The sequence below is a fragment of the Citrobacter sp. Cf125 genome (assembly GCF_030333935.1).
GTDB classification, from domain to species: Bacteria; Pseudomonadota; Gammaproteobacteria; order Enterobacterales; family Enterobacteriaceae; genus Citrobacter; species Citrobacter freundii.
This window is the reverse complement of sequence record NZ_JAOWEY010000024.1, coordinates 228,238-246,669: the sequence shown is the minus strand read 5'-3', so window position 1 is coordinate 246,669 and position 18,432 is coordinate 228,238. Positions and strand designations below refer to the sequence as shown.

The following is an 18,432-nucleotide window of genomic DNA, read 5'->3' as shown; positions in this document are numbered from 1 at the left end:
GCCCCCCTTGATGACGTGGGTTACGACCCCATCTTGTAAGCAACCGCAGTGGTGAGTCTGAAAAAAAACGATTCAGGGTAGTTGAAACCGCACGTTTCGCCCTTATTACAGATTCACAACCACATGATGACCGAATTTTTAGTGGAGACGTTTAGATGGGTAAAATTATTGGTATCGACCTGGGTACTACCAACTCTTGTGTAGCGATTATGGATGGCACTACTGCACGTGTGCTGGAGAACGCCGAGGGCGATCGCACCACGCCTTCTATCATTGCTTATACCCAGGATGGTGAAACTCTGGTTGGTCAGCCGGCTAAACGTCAGGCAGTGACAAACCCGCAAAACACCCTGTTTGCGATTAAACGCCTGATTGGCCGCCGCTTCCAGGACGAAGAAGTACAGCGTGATGAAGCCATCATGCCGTACAAAATCATCGGTGCTGACAACGGTGATGCATGGATTGACGTAAAAGGTCAGAAACTGGCACCGCCGCAGATTTCTGCTGAAGTGCTGAAAAAAATGAAGAAAACGGCTGAAGATTACCTGGGTGAGCCGGTAACTGAAGCAGTTATCACCGTACCTGCATACTTTAACGATGCTCAGCGTCAGGCAACTAAAGACGCCGGTCGTATCGCAGGTCTGGAAGTAAAACGTATCATCAACGAACCAACCGCAGCTGCGCTGGCTTACGGTCTGGATAAAGAAGTCGGCAACCGTACTATCGCGGTATATGACCTCGGTGGTGGTACTTTCGATATCTCTATTATCGAAATCGACGAAGTTGACGGCGAAAAAACCTTCGAAGTTCTGGCAACCAACGGTGATACCCACCTGGGTGGTGAAGACTTCGACAGCCGTATGATCAACTACCTGGTTGACGAGTTTAAGAAAGATCAGGGTATCGACCTGCGTAATGACCCGCTGGCGATGCAGCGTCTGAAAGAAGCCGCTGAGAAAGCGAAGATCGAGCTGTCTTCGGCTCAGCAGACCGACGTGAACCTGCCGTACATCACTGCAGACGCGACCGGTCCGAAACACATGAACATCAAAGTGACCCGTGCGAAACTGGAAAGCCTGGTTGAAGACCTGGTTAACCGTTCTATCGAGCCGCTGAAAGTTGCTCTGCAGGATGCTGGCCTGTCCGTATCTGATATCAACGACGTTATCCTCGTTGGTGGTCAGACGCGTATGCCGATGGTGCAGAAGAAAGTCGCTGAGTTCTTCGGTAAAGAACCGCGTAAAGACGTTAACCCGGACGAAGCCGTAGCAATCGGTGCTGCTGTTCAGGGTGGTGTATTGACCGGTGATGTTAAAGACGTGCTGCTGCTGGACGTTACCCCGCTGTCTCTGGGTATCGAAACCATGGGTGGCGTAATGACTCCGCTGATCGCGAAAAACACCACTATCCCGACCAAGCACAGCCAGGTGTTCTCTACCGCTGAAGACAACCAGTCTGCGGTAACCATCCACGTGCTGCAGGGTGAACGTAAACGCGCTGCTGATAACAAAGATCTGGGTCAGTTTAACCTGGATGGTATCAGCCCGGCTCCGCGCGGTATGCCGCAGATCGAAGTTACTTTTGACATCGATGCCGACGGTATCCTGCACGTTTCCGCGAAAGACAAAAACAGCGGTAAAGAGCAGAAGATCACCATCAAGGCTTCTTCTGGTCTGAACGAAGAAGAAATTCAGAAAATGGTTCGCGAAGCAGAAGCGAACGCAGAATCTGACCGTAAGTTTGAAGAGCTGGTTCAGACCCGTAACCAGGGTGACCATCTGCTGCACAGCACTCGCAAGCAGGTTGAAGAAGCAGGCGACAAACTGCCGGCTGACGACAAAACTGCCATCGAGTCTGCACTGACCGCGCTGGAAACTTCTCTGAAAGGTGAAGACAAAGCGGATATCGAAGCGAAAATGCAGGCGCTGGCACAGGTTTCCCAGAAACTGATGGAAATCGCTCAGCAGCAGCACGCACAGCAACAGGCTGGTGCAGCAGGCGCTGATGCTTCTGCAAATAACGCGAAAGATGACGACGTTGTCGACGCCGAGTTTGAAGAAGTGAAAGACAAAAAATAATCGCCCTTTGAACGGGTAATTACTGGCACGGGCGAAGAGGTTTCCTCTCCGCCCGTGCACGCATGTTAGGGGCAGATAAAAAGAGATGGCTAAGCAAGACTATTACGAGATTTTAGGCGTTTCCAAATCAGCGGAAGAGCGTGAAATCAAAAAGGCCTACAAGCGCCTGGCCATGAAATATCACCCGGACCGCAACCAGGGTGATAAAGAGGCCGAAGCCAAGTTTAAAGAGATCAAAGAAGCGTACGAGATCCTGACCGATGCGCAAAAACGTGCGGCCTACGATCAGTACGGTCATGCTGCGTTTGAGCAAGGCGGCATGGGCGGCGGCGGCGGTTTTGGCGGCGGGGCTGACTTCAGCGATATCTTTGGTGACGTGTTTGGCGATATCTTTGGCGGCGGTCGTGGTCGTCAGCGCGCCTCACGTGGTGCTGATTTACGTTACAACATGGATCTCACTCTGGAAGAAGCCGTGCGTGGCGTCACCAAAGAGATCCGTATTCCGACTCTGGAAGAGTGTGACGTCTGCCACGGTAGCGGCGCGAAGGCGGGCACTCAGCCGCAGACCTGTCCAACCTGTCACGGTTCTGGTCAGGTACAGATGCGTCAGGGCTTTTTTGCCGTACAGCAGACCTGTCCACACTGTCAGGGCCGCGGTACGCTGATCAAAGATCCGTGCAACAAATGCCACGGGCATGGTCGCGTTGAGAAGAGCAAAACGCTGTCTGTTAAAATCCCGGCTGGGGTTGATACCGGCGACCGTATCCGTTTGTCTGGTGAAGGCGAAGCCGGTGAGCATGGCGCGCCAGCAGGTGATTTGTACGTTCAGGTGCAGGTAAAACAACACCCAATTTTCGAACGTGAAGGCAATAACCTCTACTGCGAAGTGCCGATTAACTTTGCGATGGCTGCTCTGGGCGGCGAGATTGAAGTCCCGACGCTGGACGGTCGCGTGAAGCTAAAAATTCCGGGCGAAACGCAAACTGGCAAACTTTTCCGCATGCGTGGAAAGGGCGTCAAGTCTGTACGCGGTGGCGCTCAGGGAGACCTGCTGTGCCGCGTGGTAGTGGAAACCCCGGTTGGCCTGAACGACAAGCAGAAGCAACTGCTGAAAGATTTGCAGGACAGCTTTGGCGGCCCGACGGGTGAACAAAACAGTCCGCGCTCCAAAAGTTTCTTCGACGGTGTGAAGAAGTTCTTTGACGATCTGACTCGCTAATTCGCCGTTTTATCTCGAATAAAAAGCCTGGGACTGAAAAGCCTCAGGCTTTTTTATTTCTGTTTTCCGCTCGGAAAATCTTTATCGACTTTATCTGAATAGGTCGTAAAAACCGATCTATCAATCACAAATAATCTAATTTTAACGAGCTTTTTGAGGGTGTAAGATAGTATTTACGAAGTATTCACCCAATAGAGAGAATAAAAGTGAAACATCTGCATCGTTTTTTTAGTAGTGACGCCTCGGGGGGCATCATTCTGATCATCGCTGCCGTGGTCGCTATGCTGATGGCAAACATCGGGGTAACCAGTGGATGGTACCACGCCTTTTTGGAAACGCCCGTTCAACTGCGGGTTGGCGCGCTTGAGATCAACAAAAATATGCTGCTGTGGATCAACGACGCTTTGATGGCGGTGTTCTTCCTGTTGATTGGTCTGGAGGTGAAGCGCGAGTTGATGCAAGGCTCGCTGGCCAGCCTGCGTCAGGCAGCGTTTCCGATCATTGCCGCTATCGGGGGCATGATTGTCCCGGCGCTGCTGTACCTGGCATTCAACTATGCCGATCCCATCACCCGTGAAGGGTGGGCGATCCCGGCGGCAACGGATATCGCTTTTGCATTAGGCGTGCTGGCGCTGTTGGGCAGCCGTGTACCGCTGGCGTTGAAAATATTCCTGATGGCGCTGGCGATTATCGATGACCTCGGTGCTATCGTAATTATCGCGCTGTTCTATACCAGCGATCTCTCGCTGTTGTCGCTGGGGGTTGCCGCGTGCGCGATCCTCGTTCTGGCGGCATTGAATCTGTGTGGCGTGAGACGTACCGGGATTTATATTCTGGTGGGCGTGGTGCTATGGACTGCGGTACTGAAGTCCGGCGTGCATGCGACGCTGGCTGGCGTGATCGTCGGTTTCTTCATTCCGTTAAAGGAAAAACACGGGCGTTCACCGGCGAAGCGACTGGAGCATGTTCTGCATCCATGGGTGGCATACCTGATCCTGCCACTGTTTGCCTTCGCCAACGCGGGCGTTTCACTGCAGGGCGTTACTATTGATGGACTGACCTCGGTGTTACCGCTGGGGATCATTGCTGGTTTGTTGATCGGTAAACCGTTGGGTATCAGTCTGTTTTGCTGGCTGGCGTTACGCCTCAAGGTGGCGCAATTGCCAGAGGGAACGAATTTCCAGCAGATTATGGCGGTCGGCATTCTGTGCGGCATTGGCTTTACGATGTCGATTTTTATCGCCAGCCTGGCGTTTGGGAACGTCGATCCTGAGCTGATTAACTGGGCGAAACTGGGGATCCTGATTGGCTCCTTACTGTCGGCGGTAATTGGTTACTGCTGGTTACGCACCCGGTTGAACGCGTCAGCCTGACGGGATAGCCCTTTCGTGACAATTTTCAGGGAGAGAGTATGTCTCATATAAACTACAACCACCTGTACTACTTTTGGCATGTCTATAAAGAAGGTTCGGTGGTTGGCGCTGCAGAAGCGCTTTATCTGACGCCGCAAACCATTACCGGACAGATTAAAGCGCTTGAGGAACGTTTGCAGGGAAAGCTGTTCAAGCGCAAGGGGCGTGGACTGGAGCCTAGTGAGTTAGGCGAATTGGTTTTTCGTTATGCGGATAAGATGTTCACCTTAAGCCAGGAAATGCTGGATATCGTGAACTACCGCAAAGAGTCTAATTTACTGTTTGATGTCGGCGTGGCGGATGCGCTATCGAAGCAGCTGGTCAGTAGCGTGCTTGATGCCGCTGTGGTTGAAGATGAACAAATCCATCTGCGTTGTTTTGAGTCAACACATGAGATGCTGTTGGATCAACTCAGTCAGCATAAGCTGGATATGATTATCTCCGACTGCCCGATCGACTCTACGCAGCAGGAAGGGCTGTTCTCAGTGCGGATAGGCGAATGCAGCGTGAGTTTTTGGTGCACCAAACCGCTGCCTGAAAAACCCTTCCCGGCCTGCCTTGAGGAGCGTCGATTACTGATCCCAGGTCGTCGTTCGATGCTTGGACGTAAGCTGCTGAACTGGATTAACTCACAAGGATTGAATGTCGAAATCCTCGGCGAGTTTGATGATGCTGCGCTGATGAAAGCGTTTGGCGCAACGCATAATGCCATTTTCGTTGCGCCTACTCTGTATTCACACAATTTCTATGCCGATGATTCTATTGTTGAAATTGGACGCGTAGAGAATGTGATGGAGGAGTATCACGCCATATTTGCGGAAAGGATGATCCAGCATCCGGCGGTGCAGCGTATTTGCAATGCGGACTACTCAGCACTGTTCAAGTCGCCACAGGTCTAAACGCCTTCATGTTGCCGGCTGCGGTGTACTAACCGCAGCCGGACTTTGACTACAGTTTCAACATATTACGATACTGCCCGCCTTCGCGGATAAATACCGGAATTCTGTTCAGGGGAGCGTCATAGCGCAGCGTTTGTCCTCCCTGATAGCTCTCGCCGGTTGCAAGATCCGTCCATGTTTCCCCTTCCGGTAGCCAAACGTCACGCTCGCGCATGCCTTCATGCATCACCGGAGCAATCAGCAGATCGGGACCAAAACAGTACTGATCGGTAATCTCCCAACTCCTTGTCTGTTCTGGGAATTCAAAAAACAGGGTGCGCATAACCGGGGCATTGCGTTGGTGTGTTTCCGCCATCACCGCTTTGATGTACGGCTTTAACTTTTCTCGCAACGTCAGACAGCCGGTCAACACTTCGCACACCTCTTCACCATAGCTCCACACTTCGTTTGCCGCCCCGGTCGGACACTGGGCAATACCGTCACGGTAAGGATGTTCTGGTAAAATCTGCGGATCGCGGTTGCCGTGCAGGCGCATCACTGGGCTAAACACGCCCCACTGGAACCAGCGAATCAGCAACTCATGAAAGTGTGGGTCGTGAATATTGCCGCCATGAAAGCCGCCAATATCTGTTGTCCACCACGGGATACCTGCAATACCCATGTTCATCCCGGCGGCAAACTGATTGCGCAGAGAACGAAACGATGAGTGGATATCACCTGACCAGACCAGCGCGCCGTATTTCTGACTTCCGGCCCAGGCGCAGCGTAGCAGGTTGATAACCTGGTCTTCGCCATCGGCTTTCATGCCGTCAAAAAAGGTTTTGGCGTACATTCGCGGGTAGATATTGCCCACTTCCAGCACCGGTCCGGCGTGGTAGCGATAATTATCGTAGTCGTAAACGCTGAACTCCGGCTCGGCTTCGTCTAGCCAGAAGAGCTTCACGCCTTTATCGTAATAGTTGCGTTTTGCTTTACCCCAGACGTAGTCGCGAGCGTCGGGATGGGTGGCATCAAAGAAAGTGGTATTGCCGAGGAAATCCATATTAATCGGCAATCCGCGCTCTGTTTGCACCAGCCAGCCGTTTTCGCGCATCTCCCGATAGCTCTCGGTTCGGCTATCCACAGTTGGCCAGACGGAGACCATTAGCTCAATACCCAGCGATTTTAGCTCGGCGATCATGGCATCGGGATCGGGCCAGTCCCGCGAGTCGAACATCCAGTCCCCCTGATTTGGCCAGTGGAAGAAATCGATCACGATTACCGAGATGGGGAGATTGCGCCGTTTGTACTCGCGGGCGACGGCGAGCAACTCCTCCTGAGTGCGATAACGTAACTTGCACTGCCAGAAGCCCATGGCGTAATCCGGCATCATCGGCGGCGTGCCCGTGGCGAGCGCATACGCCCGGCTAATTTCTGCCGGGGTATCGCCAGCGGTGATCCAGTAGTCCAGCTGCTCGCTGATTTGAGCTTCCCACTCGGTCACGTTGTGGGCGAATGTCACGCGGCCGACCGCCGGATTGTTCCATAAAAATCCGTAGCCCAGGCTTGAGAGCATAAAGGGCACCGAGGCCTGAGAGTTGCGCTGGGCCAGTTCGAGCACGCATCCTTTGAGATCCAGATTGGCCTGCTGATATTGGCCCATGCCGTAAATTTTTTCCCCTTCGGTGGCTTCGAAGCGGGCTTTAAGTGAATATTTCCCACCCTGAATAGGGCGGAATTCGCGTCCCTCAAGGTTGAGTGCGCTGACGTACTGGCCGTGAGAAGATTCATCCTCGCCAATTTCGCCCCGCAGGCGCCAGAACTCCTGCAACAAGGGTTTGTGTGGATGACGGTAAAAGGTAACTTGTCCTTTTTGATTGACGATAGCGATAATTTTGCCGTTGGTCATTGTCGCCTGGTGGTGCTCATAATCGATGTGGCAGTGGCTTTCTGCGACTGGCTCAGTCAATGCCCAGTCTTCATTTCTCATTACCGGCAGATGACGACCACTGCGTACGCGCAGGCTGTTCTCGCCCCAGGGTTCAATCCACAAATAGCGATCGTTTTGCTGCCAGACCAGACGACGCGGGTCATGTTGCACAAATGGCATGGTGGTGCCTCCCATATTTTGAGGGTAAAGATTAAGAAAGTTATTGGGTGATGGTTTCCAGATCGTGGCGAATCGTCTCTTCCATTGCTTCGTACTTACGGAAGAAAAGTAGCGGGATCGCCGCGAGTGCGAAGAGTAGGGCGGGCGCCCAGATAAAGGCCCAGGTAATGCCTTCCAGGCCCGCAGCGCTTTGGGCATGGTTCGGGACATAGCCAAAACTATTCATGATCCAGGCGGCGAAAGCGGTACCCAGACCACTGCCCATCTTGATGCAGAAAGTACTGCCGAAGGCGATAAGAATGCCCGTGGCCTTGATGCCCGTTTTCCAGGCACCGAAGTCGACGGCAAAGCCCAACATGGCAAACGGCATTGAGCAGGCGATTCCGCTACCGATATTGCCGAGCACCCAGGCCGCGATGAGGAAAGGTATATTGTCCGCCGCCAGCCACATCAAGACGCCGCCGAACGTGGCGACCAGCAAGCCTCCTACCCATATCCAGGTTTTAGCCAGGAATTTGCTAAAGAAAGGGATGGCGATGATGAACAGGATCTGAATCGTCGCCAGACTGTTAATCAGCGGAACCAGGTCTTTGCGATCGAGGTTGTAGGTCAGATAATAAACAATGGTTGTGGACCGCTGTTGCAGGGCAATCCAGAAGATCAGATTGGCCAGCACCATCAGGATCCATGGCCAGTTACCTTTCATTGCCGTGAAACTTTTTTTCATCGGCAGTTTGGGTTCTTGCTGTATTTTATCCGCATCCATTTCGCGGATATTTTTAAAGGCGAAAAGCGTTAGCGAACAGGATATCGCAGCAAACAGAATCGCCGTGTAAATAAATCCGGCATGATCATTTCCGTTACCTAAAAATGCAACCAGGGGTAATGCTGTGGCATTCATTAATAAAACCCCAATTTGTCCCCCGGTCATTCTCCAGGAATTTAATACCAGCCGTTCCTTAGGGGACAGAGTCATTAGAGGTAATATTGCGCTGAGCGGTGTATTGAGTCCGGTAAATAAAATGCTGGCAATCATGTAGGATATTGCTGCATATATGGCTTTTCCTGTCATGCTGATATCTGGAGACCAAAATGACAGCGCGCTGAATACACCAAAAGGCAGCGGTAGCCATAAGAACCAGGGACGACATTTACCGTAACGTGAACGTGTTTTATCGATAATGATCCCCCAGATTGGGGCATCTATACCATCTACGATACGCGCCAACAGCAGGATGACACCTGCTACGGCGAGACTAATACCCGCAACGTCAGTGTAGAAATATAAGATGTAGGTTGAGCCGAAACAGTACAGTAGATTACCTGCCACATCCAAAGAGCCGTAGCTAATACGCTGAAGTAAAGATAATGATGCTGACCCGCAAGACTGGGTATCCTCAATAACAGAACTCATAATAATAACTCCGATATTGGTGCGATACGCCCAGAAAAACAACTTTTACTTTCCAAGCAAGTTTTAAATATTATTTTTTATGTCGTTACTGAATTTAACCTCAGATTAAAATGAGTGAGTAAGGTGTACATGGAAAGTAGTTGACCCTACCGCAGCAATCAATTATCAAATCTTACATCAGGATTGCGTTTATTCGTTTTTGAATGAGAGATGTTTCTATTTGCTAAGGTGGTCACAGTTTTTTTAATAATGAAATAAAAAAAGGAAAACAGTGAAAGAAAATAACTTTCAAGTATTACGCGACGCGACTAACTAAAGGAGGGATAGCTGAAAAAACAGGCTGGTCAGGAAGAGCGTGGGCGAGCGAGAACAACATCAGTGGCTGAAGAGAAAAACGCCAGATAGCAGGCATAAAAAAACCCGCTTGCGCGGGTTTTTTCACAAAGCGTCGACAAGCAGGCGATTAAGCCAGTTTGTTGATCTGTGCAGTCAGGTTTGCTTTATGACGTGCAGCTTTGTTTTTGTGGATCAGACCTTTAGCAGCCTGACGGTCCACGATTGGTTGCATTTCGTTAAATGCTTTCAGTGCAGTAGCTTTGTCGCCAGCTTCGATAGCTGCGTATACTTTCTTGATGAAAGTACGCATCATAGAGCGACGGCTAGCGTTGTGCTTGCGGGCCTTTTCAGACTGAACGGCGCGCTTCTTAGCTGATTTGATATTAGCCAAGGTCCAACTCCCAAATGTGTTCTATATGGACAATTCAAAGGCCGAGGAATATGCCCTTTTAGCCTTCTTTTGTCAATGGATTTGTGCAAATAAGCGCCGTTTAAATTCCAGCACTCGTTGCGTAGTGATGGCGCAGGATTCTACCAGCTTGCGTGGCGTGAATACAGCTTTTCGACGAGAAAAATTGCATTGGTGTGCCCGTGAAGGGCGTCAATTTGTTTCATAACAATGAAAACCATCCTCTTTCTGTTTCGTAGAAACAATCGCCGGTTAACCTTGACCGCGGTACAGGGTATACTTTCACGATTTTCACTGTTTTGAGCCAGACATGAAGCTGATACGAGGCATACATAATCTCAGCCAGGCCCCGCATGGGTGTGTGCTGACTATTGGTAATTTCGACGGTGTGCACCGTGGCCACCGTGCGTTGCTGCAAGGCTTACGGGAAGAAGGGCGCAAACGCAATTTACCGGTGGTGGTAATGATTTTCGAGCCACAGCCGCTGGAACTGTTTGCGACGGACAAGTCACCTGCGCGCCTTACCCGTCTGCGGGAAAAACTGCGTTATCTGGCCGAATGCGGTGTGGACTACGTGCTGTGTGTGCGTTTTGACAGGCGTTTCGCCGCATTGACGGCGCAGACCTTCATCAGCGACCTTCTGGTGAAGCGCCTTGGTGTACAATTTCTTGCCGTTGGCGATGATTTCCGCTTTGGCGCTAGCCGTGCGGGCGATTTCTTGTTATTACAGGAAGCGGGCGCTGAGTATGGTTTTGATATCACCAGCACCCAAACCTTCTGTGAAGGCGGTGTGCGTATCAGCAGCACCGCAGTACGTCAGGCGCTGGCCGAAGATAACCTGCAACAGGCCGAAAGCCTGCTTGGGCATCCTTTTACTATCTCAGGACGCGTCGTTCACGGTGATGAGTTAGGGCGTACCATCGGTTTTCCGACGGCAAACTTACCGCTTCGTCGTCAGGTTTCTCCGGTGAAAGGTGTTTATGCGGTTGAAGTGATGGGACTGGGTGACAAACCGTTGCCCGGCGTCGCCAACATCGGCACCCGCCCGACGGTAGCAGGCGTACGCCAGCAGTTGGAAGTGCATCTATTGGACGTTGTAATGGACCTGTATGGTCGCCATATAGATGTAGTACTGCGTAAAAAAATACGCAGCGAACAGCGATTTGCCTCGCTGGATGAACTAAAAGCGCAGATTGCGCGTGATGAGTTGACTGCCCGTGAATTTTTTGGGCTAACAAAACCGGCTTAATGCCTATACGAGTTTTAAATACGGAACCGAGAATCTGATGAGTGACTATAAATCAACCCTGAATTTGCCGGAAACAGGGTTCCCGATGCGCGGCGATCTCGCCAAGCGCGAACCGGGAATGCTGGCGCGTTGGACTGATGATGACCTGTACGGCATCATTCGTGCGGCCAAAAAAGGCAAAAAAACCTTCATTCTGCATGATGGCCCTCCTTATGCGAATGGCAGCATTCATATTGGTCACTCGGTTAACAAGATTCTGAAAGACATTATCGTGAAGTCCAAAGGACTCACGGGCTATGACTCGCCGTACGTTCCGGGCTGGGACTGCCACGGTCTGCCGATCGAGCTGAAAGTAGAGCAGGAATATGGCAAGCCGGGCGAGAAGTTCACCGCTGCTGAGTTCCGCGCCAAGTGCCGTGAATACGCAGCGACCCAGGTTGATGGTCAGCGTAAAGACTTTATCCGTCTTGGCGTACTGGGCGACTGGTCGCATCCGTACCTGACAATGGACTTCAAAACTGAAGCCAACATCATTCGTGCGCTGGGTAAAATCATCGGCAACGGTCACCTGCACAAAGGTGCGAAGCCGGTGCACTGGTGCGTTGACTGCCGTTCCGCGCTGGCGGAAGCGGAAGTTGAGTATTATGACAAAACCTCCCCGTCCATCGACGTGGCGTTCCACGCTGCCGATCAGGATGCGGTGAAAGCGAAGTTTGGCGTTTCTGACGTCAACGGCCCGATCTCTCTGGTTATCTGGACCACTACCCCGTGGACGTTACCGGCGAACCGCGCAATCTCTCTGGCACCTGATTTTGACTATGCGCTGGTGCAGATTGACGGCCAGGCTGTGATTCTGGCGAAAGATCTGGTTGAAAGCGTCATGCAGCGTATTGGCGCGGCTGAATACACCATTCTCGGCACCGTGAAAGGCGCTGAGCTGGAACTGCTGCGCTTTACCCACCCGTTTATGGGTTTTGACGTGCCGGCGATCCTGGGCGATCACGTTACGCTGGATGCGGGTACCGGCGCGGTACATACCGCGCCTGGCCACGGCCCGGACGACTATGTCATCGGTCAAAAATACGGTCTGGAAGTGGCGAATCCGGTGGGTCCGGATGGCGCTTACCTGGCGGGAACCTACCCGACCCTGGACGGTGTGAACGTTTTTAAAGCCAACGATATTGTTGTCGCTCTGCTGAGCGAAAAAGGCGCGCTGCTGCACGTTGAGAAGATGCAGCACAGCTACCCATGCTGCTGGCGTCACAAGTCACCGATCATCTTCCGTGCGACCCCGCAGTGGTTCGTCAGCATGGATCAGAAAGGCCTGCGCGCGCAGTCGCTGAAAGAGATCAAAGGCGTACAGTGGATCCCGGACTGGGGCCAGGCGCGTATTGAATCGATGGTTGCCAACCGTCCTGACTGGTGTATCTCCCGTCAGCGTACGTGGGGTGTGCCGATGTCTCTGTTTGTTCACAAAGACACCGAAGAGCTGCATCCGCGCGCTATCGAACTGATGGAAGAAGTGGCTAAACGCGTTGAAGTTGACGGCATCCAGGCGTGGTGGGATCTCGATCCGAAAGATATCCTCGGCGACGAAGCTGACCAGTATGTCAAAGTCCCGGATACGCTGGACGTGTGGTTCGACTCCGGTTCAACCCACTCATCCGTCGTGGATGTGCGTCCTGAGTTTGCGGGCCATGCGGCAGATATGTATCTGGAAGGTTCTGACCAGCACCGTGGCTGGTTCATGTCTTCTTTGATGATCTCCACCGCCATGAAAGGCAAAGCACCTTATCGCCAGGTACTGACCCACGGTTTCACCGTTGATGGTCAGGGCCGTAAGATGTCCAAATCTATCGGTAACACCGTTTCTCCGCAGGACGTGATGAACAAACTGGGCGCGGATATTCTGCGTCTGTGGGTTGCTTCTACCGACTATACTGGCGAAATGGCCGTTTCTGACGAAATCCTGAAACGTGCTGCCGACAGCTATCGTCGTATCCGTAACACCGCGCGCTTCCTGCTGGCGAACCTGAACGGGTTCGATCCGGTTAAAGACATGGTGAAACCGGAAGAGATGGTGGTGCTGGATCGTTGGGCGGTAGGTTGTGCGCAAGCGGCGCAGGACGAAATCCTGAAAGCCTATGAAGCCTATGACTTCCACGAAGTGGTACAGCGCCTGATGCGCTTCTGCTCCGTAGAAATGGGTTCGTTCTACCTCGACATCATCAAAGACCGTCAGTACACCGCGAAAGCGGACAGCGTGGCGCGTCGTAGCTGCCAGACTGCGCTGTTCCATATTGCAGAAGCGCTGGTTCGTTGGATGGCGCCGATCATGTCCTTCACCGCCGATGAAATCTGGGGCTACCTGCCGGGCGATCGTGAGAAGTACGTCTTTACCGGTGAATGGTACGAAGGTCTGTTTGGCTTAGGTGAAACCGAAGCGATGAACGATGCCTACTGGGACGAGCTGCTGAAAGTGCGCGGCGAAGTGAACAAGGTTATCGAGCAGGCGCGTGCGGATAAGAAAGTCGGCGGTTCTCTGGAAGCGGCAGTGACCCTGTACGCTGAACCTGAGCTGGCGGCGAAACTGACCGCGCTCGGTGAAGAGTTGCGTTTTGTACTGCTGACCTCTGGTGCGACGGTTGCGGATTATGCGGCTGCTCCTGCTGATGCTCAGCAGAGCGAACTGCTCAAAGGTCTGAAAATCGTACTGAGCAAAGCCGAAGGTGAGAAATGCCCGCGCTGCTGGCATTACACTACCGACGTCGGCCAGGTGGCGGAACATGCAGATATCTGCGGACGCTGTGTCAGCAACATCGCCGGTGATGGCGAACAACGTAAGTTTGCCTGATGAGTAAGCCTCTTTGTTCAACAGGACTACGCTGGCTGTGGCTGGTGGTAGTCGTGCTGATTATCGATTTAGGCAGCAAATACCTGATCCTCCAGAACTTTGCTCTGGGGGATACGGTGTCGCTGTTTCCGTCGCTTAATCTGCACTACGCGCGTAACTATGGTGCGGCGTTTAGCTTCTTAGCTGACAGCGGCGGCTGGCAACGTTGGTTCTTTGCCGGTATCGCCATCGGTATTTGCGTCATCCTGATGGTGATGATGTATCGCTCGAAGGCGACGCAGAAGCTGAACAACATCGCGTATGCGTTAATCATTGGCGGTGCGCTGGGCAACTTGTTTGACCGCCTGTGGCACGGCTTCGTGGTTGATATGATTGACTTTTACGTCGGCGACTGGCATTTCGCGACCTTCAATCTGGCCGATACAGCTATCTGTATCGGGGCGGCATTGATTGTTCTCGAAGGCTTCCTGCCGTCGAAAGAGAAAAAAGCCGCATAAAAAAATGCCGGATGGCGCTATGCTAATCCGGCCTACAATTTACTGCGATCCTTGTAGGCCCGGTAAGCGTAGCGCCACCGGGCAGACAGGCGGCAGCAATTTTAAAGAGCAACCTGCATGTCTAAATCAGTACAGAGTAACAGTGCGGTGCTGGTGCACTTCACCCTTAAGCTCGACGATGGCTCCACCGCAGAGTCAACCCGCAATAACGGCAAGCCTGCGCTGTTTCGCCTGGGCGACGGTTCTCTGTCTGAAGGACTGGAGCAAAACCTGCTGGGGCTAAAAGAAGGCGATAAAACCACCTTTGCTCTGGAGCCGGATGCCGCCTTTGGCGTATCAAGTCCGGACTTAATTCAGTATTTCTCGCGTCGGGAATTTATGGACGCGGGCGAGCCAGAAATTGGCGCTATCATGCTCTTTACCGCAATGGACGGCAGTGAGATGCCTGGCGTGATCCGTGAAATCAACGGTGACTCGATCACGGTTGATTTCAACCATCCGCTGGCTGGGCATACCGTTCATTTTGATATTGAAGTGCTGGAAGTCGAACCGGCACTGGAGGCGTAAAATGCAGATCCTGTTGGCCAACCCGCGCGGTTTTTGCGCTGGCGTAGACCGCGCTATCAGCATTGTCGAAAACGCGTTGGCTATTTACGGCGCACCGATTTATGTCCGTCATGAAGTGGTACATAACCGTTATGTGGTGGATAGCCTGCGCGAGCGCGGCGCTATTTTTATCGAGCAAATCAGCGAAGTGCCGGATGGCGCGATCCTGATTTTCTCCGCTCATGGCGTGTCTCAGGCGGTGCGTAACGAAGCCAAAGGCCGCGACCTCACGGTTTTTGATGCAACCTGTCCGCTAGTCACGAAAGTGCATATGGAAGTTGCCCGCGCCAGTCGTCGTGGCGAAGAATCCATTCTGATTGGTCACGCCGGACACCCGGAAGTCGAAGGCACGATGGGCCAGTACAGCAACCCGCAAGGCGGAATGTATCTGGTTGAATCACCAGATGATGTGCTGAAACTGAATGTGAAAAATGAAGGCAAATTATCCTTCATGACGCAGACCACGCTCTCCGTTGACGATACTTCTGACGTTATTGATGCTTTGCGTCAACGCTTCCCGAAAATTGTCGGACCGCGCAAAGACGATATCTGTTATGCCACCACCAACCGTCAGGAAGCGGTTCGCGCGCTGGCGGAACAGGCTGATGTTGTGCTGGTGGTTGGCTCGAAGAACTCCTCTAACTCCAACCGTCTGGCTGAACTGGCACAGCGAATGGGGAAAGCGGCGTATTTGATTGACGATGCGACCGACATCCAGGAAGCGTGGGTGAAAGAGGCGAAGTGCGTAGGCGTGACGGCCGGAGCCTCGGCGCCGGATATCCTGGTGCAAAACGTGATTGCTCGCCTGCAGGAGCTTGGCGGTGAGGAAGCTATTCCGCTGGAAGGCCGCGAAGAGAACATCGTTTTCGAAGTGCCGAAAGAGCTGCGTGTGGATGTTCGTGAAGTAGAGTAAGTCTTTCCGGTTACGATTATGAGAAGATGCCAGACTTAACGTCTGGCATTTTTTTATGGAGAAACCATGCGCTTACCGATCATTCTTGATACCGATCCCGGCATTGATGATGCCGCCGCCATTGCCGCCGCGCTGTTTGCCCCTGAGCTGGATCTGCAACTGATGACCACGGTAGCAGGCAATGTGTCGGTGGAAAAAACCACCCGTAATGCGTTGCAACTGCTGCACTTCTGGAATGCGGATGTTCCACTGGCGCAGGGAGCATCGATGCCGCTGGTGCGGCCGCTGCGTGATGCCGCTTCCGTGCACGGCGAGTCCGGTATGGAAGGGTATGAATTTGTCGAACACGACCGCCAGGCGATGGCAAAACCCGCCTTCCAGGCGATTCGCGATGCGCTGATGCATGCCCCGCAGCCCGTGACGCTGGTGGCAATTGGCCCGCTGACCAACATTGCGCTGCTGCTGACCCATTATCCTGAATGCGTATTCAACATTCACCGTCTGGTGATTATGGGCGGCTCTGCCGGGCGCGGGAACTTCACACCCAACGCCGAGTTTAATATTGCTATCGATCCCGAGGCTGCCGCAAAAGTCTTCCAGAGCGGGCTGGATATTGTGATGTGTGGGCTGGATGTTACTAACCAGGCCATGCTCGCCCCGGACTATCTGGCGACGCTCCCCCAGCTTAACCAGACGGGAAAAATGCTGCACGCGCTGTTTAGCCATTACCGTAGCGGCAGTATGAATACGGGGCTGCGAATGCACGATCTGTGTGCCATTGCCTGGCTGGTGCGCCCGGAACTGTTTACCCTGCAGTCGTGTTTCGTGGCGGTTGAAACCCAGGGCGAATATACCTCAGGTACGACGGTGGTGGATATCGAAGGACGTCTGGGGCATCCAGCAAATGCGCAGGTTGCGCTGGGTCTGAACGTTGAAGGTTTCCAGCAGTGGGTGGCAGAGGTGCTTGCACTGGCCCCTTGAGGCTGTGATCCGGCCCGCAATATGCAGACAGAATTAGCAGGTTAATCGATTAATCTGCTAATCTGATCCTGTTGTTCTCCTCGGGCCGGAGACACATATGAACCTTTCTTTTATCCAGCCACCGCAGGTGGCGTGGGCAAGCGGCGCTTTGGCCGATGGCCCGTTATTGCGCAAATCTACCCGTATTCAGGATCTTACTGACGTTTTTGCCGATGAAAACGCCCGTCAGCAATTGGCTGGTGAGCAGGTCGTGTATGACGTTGAGATGCTGGATACGTCTTCCGCTGAAGGTGAACTCTACACCGGCGTTACCCATCTTTATCCTGGCCGGGTCGGCTGCGAGTATTTTATGACCCGCGGGCATTTCCATGAGCGCCGCGAACAGGGGGAAGTCTATTTCGGTCTGCGTGGCGCTGGTTTGCTGCTGTTGCAAACCGAACAGGGCGACACGAGGCTGGAAAAGGTATTCGCCGGATCCATCCACATTATCCCCGGCTTTACCGCGCACCGGTTAATCAACACCGGGGAAGAGGTACTGTCGGCGCTCGCCGTATGGCCGGGGATTGCGGGTCATGATTATGCGGCGCTCGCCAGGGGCTTCAGAATAAGAGTCTTTGAGGAAAATAATCGGGTTCAGGCGAAGGAGGTACAGAATGGCTGACTTAGCGCATTCTTACGGCCTCGATATGACGGTTCATCATCGCCCGCTTGGCTTTAGCTATGGGGATGAGGTTACCGGGCCGATGCCGGAAATTCGTCAACTCGATGACATCCGCGTCTCGCTGCGCGATCCGCACTGTGAAGGGCCGCAAGAGGTGTATGCCATTGCGATGGATGTGGCGCGAATGCAGGATCGCGAAGAGTTGAAAAAGCGGATGCTGTTATTTGGCGTGGTGACTTATGCGGCGGGACGACTGGGGGAAGAGCCGGTGCGTAGTCAGGGACATATTCATCGTATCAGTCAGCACAGCGGCTGGTCCCCGCCGGAGCTTTACGAAATCTGGCAGGGAAAAGCGATAATCTATATGCAGGAGTATGTTGAGGATGACCCTGGTCGCTGTTTTGCTGTAATTGCCGGACCCGGTGAGAAAGTGTTGGTACCACCCGGCTGGGGGCATGCGACCATATCCGCAGATCCGGATGTCCCGTTAACCTTTGGTGCGTGGTGCGATCGTGAATATGGTTTTGAGTACGACGCCGTGCGTGCGCATAAAGGGTTAGCGTGGTACCCGTTACTGCAGGGAAACAACGTTATCTGGCAGCATAATCCGCGTTACATTCCCGGACGATTGCAGGCCGTAACGCCCCGACAATATACGGAGTTCTCAATTAGTTCTGCACCTGTTTACCAGCAGTTCATCGAGGACCCGGCGCGCTTTCAATTTATCTCACGCCCGGACAAATATCCCGAGCTGTGGCAAAACTTTCACCCATAAAGAGCCGGGGCATAGCCCCGGTTGTATCGTTTTCTGTGTA

General features: G+C 52.9%; 15 protein-coding genes and 1 pseudogene. 13 read left to right on the top strand and 3 right to left on the bottom strand.

Going from position 1 to position 18,432, the window contains the following annotated elements; all coding sequences use genetic code 11:
- The first annotated feature begins 155 nt into the window (after positions 1-155).
- From dnaK to nhaR, 4 genes are all read left to right on the top strand, one after another.
- Positions 156-2,078 (top strand): molecular chaperone DnaK, encoded by a 1,923-nt coding sequence (gene dnaK, locus OGV89_RS15430; RefSeq protein ID WP_003018959.1) that lies wholly within the window; start codon positions 156-158, stop codon positions 2,076-2,078.
- Positions 2,079-2,163: 85 nt separating this feature from the next.
- Positions 2,164-3,297, top strand: a complete 1,134-nt coding sequence (gene dnaJ / locus OGV89_RS15425) for a molecular chaperone DnaJ (protein ID WP_003837322.1) — start codon at positions 2,164-2,166, stop codon at positions 3,295-3,297.
- Positions 3,298-3,503: 206 nt separating this feature from the next.
- Positions 3,504-4,670, top strand: a complete 1,167-nt coding sequence (gene nhaA, locus OGV89_RS15420) for a Na+/H+ antiporter NhaA (protein ID WP_003018952.1) — start codon at positions 3,504-3,506, stop codon at positions 4,668-4,670.
- Positions 4,671-4,708: 38 nt separating this feature from the next.
- Positions 4,709-5,608, top strand: coding sequence for a transcriptional activator NhaR (gene nhaR, locus OGV89_RS15415; protein ID WP_003018949.1), 900 nt, complete (start codon positions 4,709-4,711; stop codon positions 5,606-5,608).
- Positions 5,609-5,657: 49 nt separating this feature from the next.
- On the opposite strand, the gene OGV89_RS15410 is transcribed toward nhaR, so the two are convergent.
- The 3 genes from OGV89_RS15410 to rpsT all read right to left on the bottom strand — a co-directional run bounded on the left by OGV89_RS15410 (position 5,658) and on the right by rpsT (position 9,838).
- Complete coding sequence (locus OGV89_RS15410; RefSeq protein WP_003845653.1) at positions 5,658-7,697, bottom strand: glycoside hydrolase family 31 protein; 2,040 nt, start codon at positions 7,695-7,697, stop codon at positions 5,658-5,660.
- A gap of 40 nt (positions 7,698-7,737) precedes the next feature.
- The gene (locus OGV89_RS15405; protein ID WP_003837335.1) at positions 7,738-9,111 is read right to left on the bottom strand and encodes an MFS transporter; all 1,374 of its coding nucleotides are present in this window, start codon (positions 9,109-9,111) and stop codon (positions 7,738-7,740) included.
- 463 nt (positions 9,112-9,574) lie between these two features.
- Positions 9,575-9,838 carry a 30S ribosomal protein S20 gene (rpsT, locus tag OGV89_RS15400; RefSeq protein WP_003018940.1) on the bottom strand — a complete coding sequence of 88 codons (264 nt, stop codon included), beginning with the start codon at positions 9,836-9,838 and terminating at the stop codon, positions 9,575-9,577.
- Positions 9,839-9,955: 117 nt separating this feature from the next.
- Here rpsT and OGV89_RS15395 point away from each other — a divergent pair.
- From OGV89_RS15395 to OGV89_RS15355, 9 genes and pseudogenes are all read left to right on the top strand, one after another.
- A pseudogene (locus OGV89_RS15395) lies at positions 9,956-10,159 on the top strand (DUF2575 domain-containing protein).
- Between the two features lie 7 nt (positions 10,160-10,166).
- The gene (ribF, locus tag OGV89_RS15390) at positions 10,167-11,105 is read left to right on the top strand and encodes a bifunctional riboflavin kinase/FAD synthetase (protein ID WP_003845657.1); all 939 of its coding nucleotides are present in this window, start codon (positions 10,167-10,169) and stop codon (positions 11,103-11,105) included.
- Between the two features lie 37 nt (positions 11,106-11,142).
- On the top strand, positions 11,143-13,959 hold the full coding sequence (gene ileS, locus OGV89_RS15385; RefSeq protein WP_044712974.1) for an isoleucine--tRNA ligase: 2,817 nt from the start codon (positions 11,143-11,145) through the stop codon (positions 13,957-13,959).
- Positions 13,959-14,456: a signal peptidase II gene (gene lspA, locus OGV89_RS15380; protein WP_003018932.1), complete on the top strand. Its 498-nt coding sequence runs from the start codon at positions 13,959-13,961 to the stop codon at positions 14,454-14,456. The genes ileS and lspA overlap by 1 nt, the downstream gene beginning before the upstream one ends.
- A 117-nt stretch (positions 14,457-14,573) precedes the next feature.
- Complete coding sequence (gene fkpB / locus OGV89_RS15375; RefSeq protein ID WP_106107530.1) at positions 14,574-15,023, top strand: FKBP-type peptidyl-prolyl cis-trans isomerase; 450 nt, start codon at positions 14,574-14,576, stop codon at positions 15,021-15,023.
- Position 15,024: 1 nt separating this feature from the next.
- Positions 15,025-15,975 carry a 4-hydroxy-3-methylbut-2-enyl diphosphate reductase gene (gene ispH, locus OGV89_RS15370; protein WP_106107529.1) on the top strand — a complete coding sequence of 317 codons (951 nt, stop codon included), beginning with the start codon at positions 15,025-15,027 and terminating at the stop codon, positions 15,973-15,975.
- A 66-nt stretch (positions 15,976-16,041) separates the two neighbouring features.
- Positions 16,042-16,956, top strand: a complete 915-nt coding sequence (gene rihC, locus OGV89_RS15365) for a ribonucleoside hydrolase RihC (protein ID WP_003018923.1) — start codon at positions 16,042-16,044, stop codon at positions 16,954-16,956.
- A gap of 97 nt (positions 16,957-17,053) precedes the next feature.
- Positions 17,054-17,617 (top strand): glucose-6-phosphate isomerase family protein, encoded by a 564-nt coding sequence (locus tag OGV89_RS15360; protein ID WP_003837342.1) that lies wholly within the window; start codon positions 17,054-17,056, stop codon positions 17,615-17,617.
- Positions 17,610-18,392, top strand: a complete 783-nt coding sequence (locus OGV89_RS15355; protein WP_003845667.1) for a glucose-6-phosphate isomerase family protein — start codon at positions 17,610-17,612, stop codon at positions 18,390-18,392. The genes OGV89_RS15360 and OGV89_RS15355 overlap by 8 nt, the downstream gene beginning before the upstream one ends.
- Positions 18,393-18,432: the final 40 nt, after the last annotated feature.